At 26.2% G+C, this 3,662-nt stretch carries 4 protein-coding genes; all 4 read right to left on the bottom strand.

Features of this window, described 5'->3' with window-relative positions; genetic code table 11:
- Positions 1-309, bottom strand: a 309-nt coding sequence (locus Q0370_RS01630) for a DUF6056 family protein (RefSeq protein ID WP_299571222.1), incomplete at its 3' end; no start/stop codon positions are given.
- Positions 299-2,188 carry a rhamnan synthesis F family protein gene (locus tag Q0370_RS01625; RefSeq protein WP_299571220.1) on the bottom strand — a complete coding sequence of 630 codons (1,890 nt, stop codon included), beginning with the start codon at positions 2,186-2,188 and terminating at the stop codon, positions 299-301. The genes Q0370_RS01625 and Q0370_RS01630, both read right to left, overlap by 11 nt.
- A 4-nt stretch (positions 2,189-2,192) precedes the next feature.
- Positions 2,193-3,026 (bottom strand): NAD(P)-dependent oxidoreductase, encoded by an 834-nt coding sequence (locus tag Q0370_RS01620; RefSeq protein WP_299571218.1) that lies wholly within the window; start codon positions 3,024-3,026, stop codon positions 2,193-2,195.
- Between the two features lie 15 nt (positions 3,027-3,041).
- The coding region (locus Q0370_RS01615; protein WP_299571216.1) for an ABC transporter ATP-binding protein at positions 3,042-3,662 on the bottom strand (621 nt) is incomplete at its 5' end.

The following is a 3,662-nucleotide window of genomic DNA, read 5'->3' as shown; positions in this document are numbered from 1 at the left end:
TTTTAATATAAGTTTAGAACTAAAAAATAAAATTAAGATAAAAACAAAAGAATTTAGTATAACAAAACTATCTTTTCCTATAAATATAAAAAATTGTTGTAAAAAATTTGAGACAACTCTACCAGACCATTCAAAATACATTTTTTTTAAAGAGATAAATAATTGGATTGGATAAGATATTCTTATATTTGTTCCAAAAATATATGAATACATATATTCATCTGGATGATTAGGATAATTTAGTGTCATAATGAATATAACATAAAAAACGAATATATAAAATAGTCCGATTTTTCTTTTAATTTTCATTTTTTCTCCTTCTAAATTTCTTTCTAACTTTTATTAAAAAATTTCTCATTCCTTCTGGCATTTTGGAAATAATAAACATTTTTAAAAGATTGCGGAATTTTAGTTTACCACCCAATGTTTTTTTCATAAAATCTAATAAAAAATATTGCATTCCATAATGTTGAAATAATTTATTCGAATATAATGTTTTATTTAATGAAGAAAGCATAAACCCTAAATTTGTCATTTCTACTCTTGCAAAGTCTTCATTTAAAACATTTGCTGAATAGAAACCAGCTTCCTGAACAACAAAAGGATAGGCTCTTTCTATTGCGTGTAGCATTGTTCCATCAATTTTGTTTGGTTCTTTAGGAAAATCTTCATATTTCCAAGCCTTTTCTAATAATTTTTTCATTGCTTTAGGCCTAAACCAAAACATTGTTCCATAAGGTGCAACTGGAGTTTTATTTTTATCAACATTTATTTCAATCTTTAAATCTTTTAAAAATTCTACTGTTATATCGAAATTTTCTCCCCATTCTCTTCCCAAATTTCCATAAAATTCTGCATGATTAGGGGCTGGCGGTGACAGTAATCCTAATCTAGGATTTTCAATAAATAAATTTATTATATTATTAACAAAATTTTTATTGCCCAGTATATTTTCAAGACATTTATATTTAAATTCTTCACCTTTTAATTCAGGGTGAAGTTGCTTTGTTTTTTTATCATGAGCAAAACATGCTATATCATATTTTAAAATTTCTTCTCTATTTGGGACTAGAAAAGCGCTCACATCTCTCCCCCTGTTTTCTATTATTTTAATATCTACTTTATTTTTTAGTTCTGAAAATTTATTTTCTATTTTTATTTTTTTATTTTCTTTATCTGTCGTTATAAAAATATCAACATATTCAGGCATGTTTGAAGCATAATTAAAACATTCTTCAATTAAATCTTCAAAATAAATGTGAAAGAATAATCCTATTTTTTTTGAATTATTATCTTTTAACAAGTTATAATTTGATGGAAGATTATAGTTAAGATGTAAAGTATTTTTTATATCATACATGTTTTCAACTCTTAGTATATTATCCCATATAAGATTTACATCATAATTTGTATTCTCTTCAATATATTTGAATAGTTCCAGAGAAGATCTCCCCATACTTCTTGTCAAAAAATCATCATAAGGATTAAAAAAGGATCTTCTTTTAAAAATAGGACATCTTTTTTCCTCTATTATTTTTTTAGGGTAATCTATTATTGGATGATCTGTAAAATCTTTTAAATCATCACTATTTATATAGCTATCTGATTTAAAACCTTTGTCATTAAATTTTTTTGTAAAAATAGATTCATGATAGGAAACACTTTCAAAATACGTATTAATCATTCTCATTTTTTCCCAATGCTGTCTAAATTCATAACTAGTAAGCATTGGCTTTCTTACTGCTATGAAATGTGACTGTATATGCTCTGGAATATATCTATATTTTATTAATCCCCATGGATCAACTGGAAATTTATGAAATTTCGTTATTCCCCAAAAGTCAAGTTCTTTTCTGCTGTCCATTTCATCAAACATTTCTTTAAATGAGTAAACAGGCCCCATAATAGTCATATTTAACATAATTAATTCATCATAATTTTTTAAATTATCCCAGCCGATGTATTCTATTCCTTCTTTATATGCCCAAACATCAAATCCTTTATTTTCTCTCACGATTATCTCATTAGTGTATTTCGAAAACTCTTGTCTTCCCTCTGGAGTCAATTTACCATTACATACAACTATTAATCTATCTAAGTTCTTTTTAAAATCTTCTAAAAAATAATTTACATATCTATCAACCACTCCGTCTTTATCATAGAAAAAATATATTGCAACTCTTTTCATTCATTTATTCTCCCTTGTTCAATATTTCTTTTATCTTCTTATTATTTCCCCATAATGCAGGAGAATCGTATTCTCTGTCAGGAAAAACTCCATACTCTAATTTTATATTTAAATTATTTTCCAACAAAAAACTTTCAACTTTATCTTTCAAACTTATTGCTTTTCCAGAACAACAATTTATAATACCTTTTACTTCAGTTTGTAAAGAAGCCTTTGAAATCATCTCAGCTAATTTAAATACATTAATGAAGTCATATTTATTTGTCCCTGTCGTAAAAGGAAATTTATCTGCACCTTCTTCTTCTTTTTGAAGAATTTTGGCAAAAATTGAATTATTATTTCTGTCATCTCCTTGAATGTAATAAACTCTTAACCATTTTAATTCAATATTTTCAGATTTTTCTAAAATTTTTAGTGACTGTCTCAATGTGTTTTTGGCTATTCCATAAAAAGAAATAGGATTTGTCGGAGTATCTTCATTTATTTCGCCTTCCCAATATCCTATTTCATGCATTGTTCCTATAACATTTATGTTTTTTATTCCAATTTTACTTATTTTTTCCAAAAACTCATAATGTTTTGATATATCTTGTAGATGTGTTATTGAATTATGAATAAACCCATTTCTCCAGGCTAAATGAATACATACATCAATGTCTTTAAATTTTTCTAGATATTCATCTGTATTTTCAAACAAATTAATAATTAATTTTTCTGATCTTTCATCAACTTTATCTAAATTAATATCTGCTGCTAAAACATCATTTCCATTGTCTAATAGCCATTTCACAACATTTTTCCCTATATAGCCGTTAGCTCCTGTTACCAGTACTTTCATCTGTTCCTCCTAAACTTAACTATTTTTGTATTCACTGCATATTTCTTTTGTTAACCCTATTTTTTTTATACTTCCATTTTCAAGCCAAACTACTCTATTACACATTTTTTCTATTTGATCTATTGAGTGTGACACCATAAGTACCGTTACTCCATCTTCCATCATAGATTTTATTTTATTTAAACTTTTTTCTTGAAATTTAAAATCTCCAACTGATAAAATTTCATCTACTATCAAAATATCAGGTTTTACAATAGTAGATATCGCAAATCCTAATCTTGCTACCATTCCAGAAGAAAAACTTTTTAACGGAACATCAATAAATTCGCCAAGCTCTGCAAACTCAACTATTTCGTCAAAACTTTTATCAATAAACTTTTTACTATACCCTAATATATAACCATTAAGATATATGTTTTCTCTAGCTGTCAAATCAAAATCAAAACCTGTTCCTAATTCTATAAGCGGTGATATTTTTCCATCAACTTTTACTATTCCTGTTGTAGGTTCTATTATTTGAGAAATAACTTTTAAAAGAGTACTTTTTCCTGCTCCATTAAATCCTACTAAACCAACAACTTCTCCTTTTTCTATTTTTAGATTTATATCTTTTAATGCCCAAAACTCTTCATAATT

Source organism: uncultured Leptotrichia sp. (assembly GCF_938036635.1).
In the GTDB taxonomy this organism is placed as follows: domain Bacteria; phylum Fusobacteriota; class Fusobacteriia; order Fusobacteriales; family Leptotrichiaceae; genus Leptotrichia; species Leptotrichia hongkongensis.
This window is presented reverse-complemented; position numbering and strand designations above follow the sequence as displayed.

Excerpts from the sequence above, each read along its gene's own strand:
- Q0370_RS01620 (WP_299571218.1), bottom strand. The coding sequence starts at position 3,026 with ATGAAAGTACTGGTAACAGGAGCTAACGGCTATATAGGGAAAAATGTT.
- Q0370_RS01625 (WP_299571220.1), bottom strand. The coding sequence starts at position 2,188 with ATGAAAAGAGTTGCAATATATTTTTTCTATGATAAAGACGGAGTGGTT.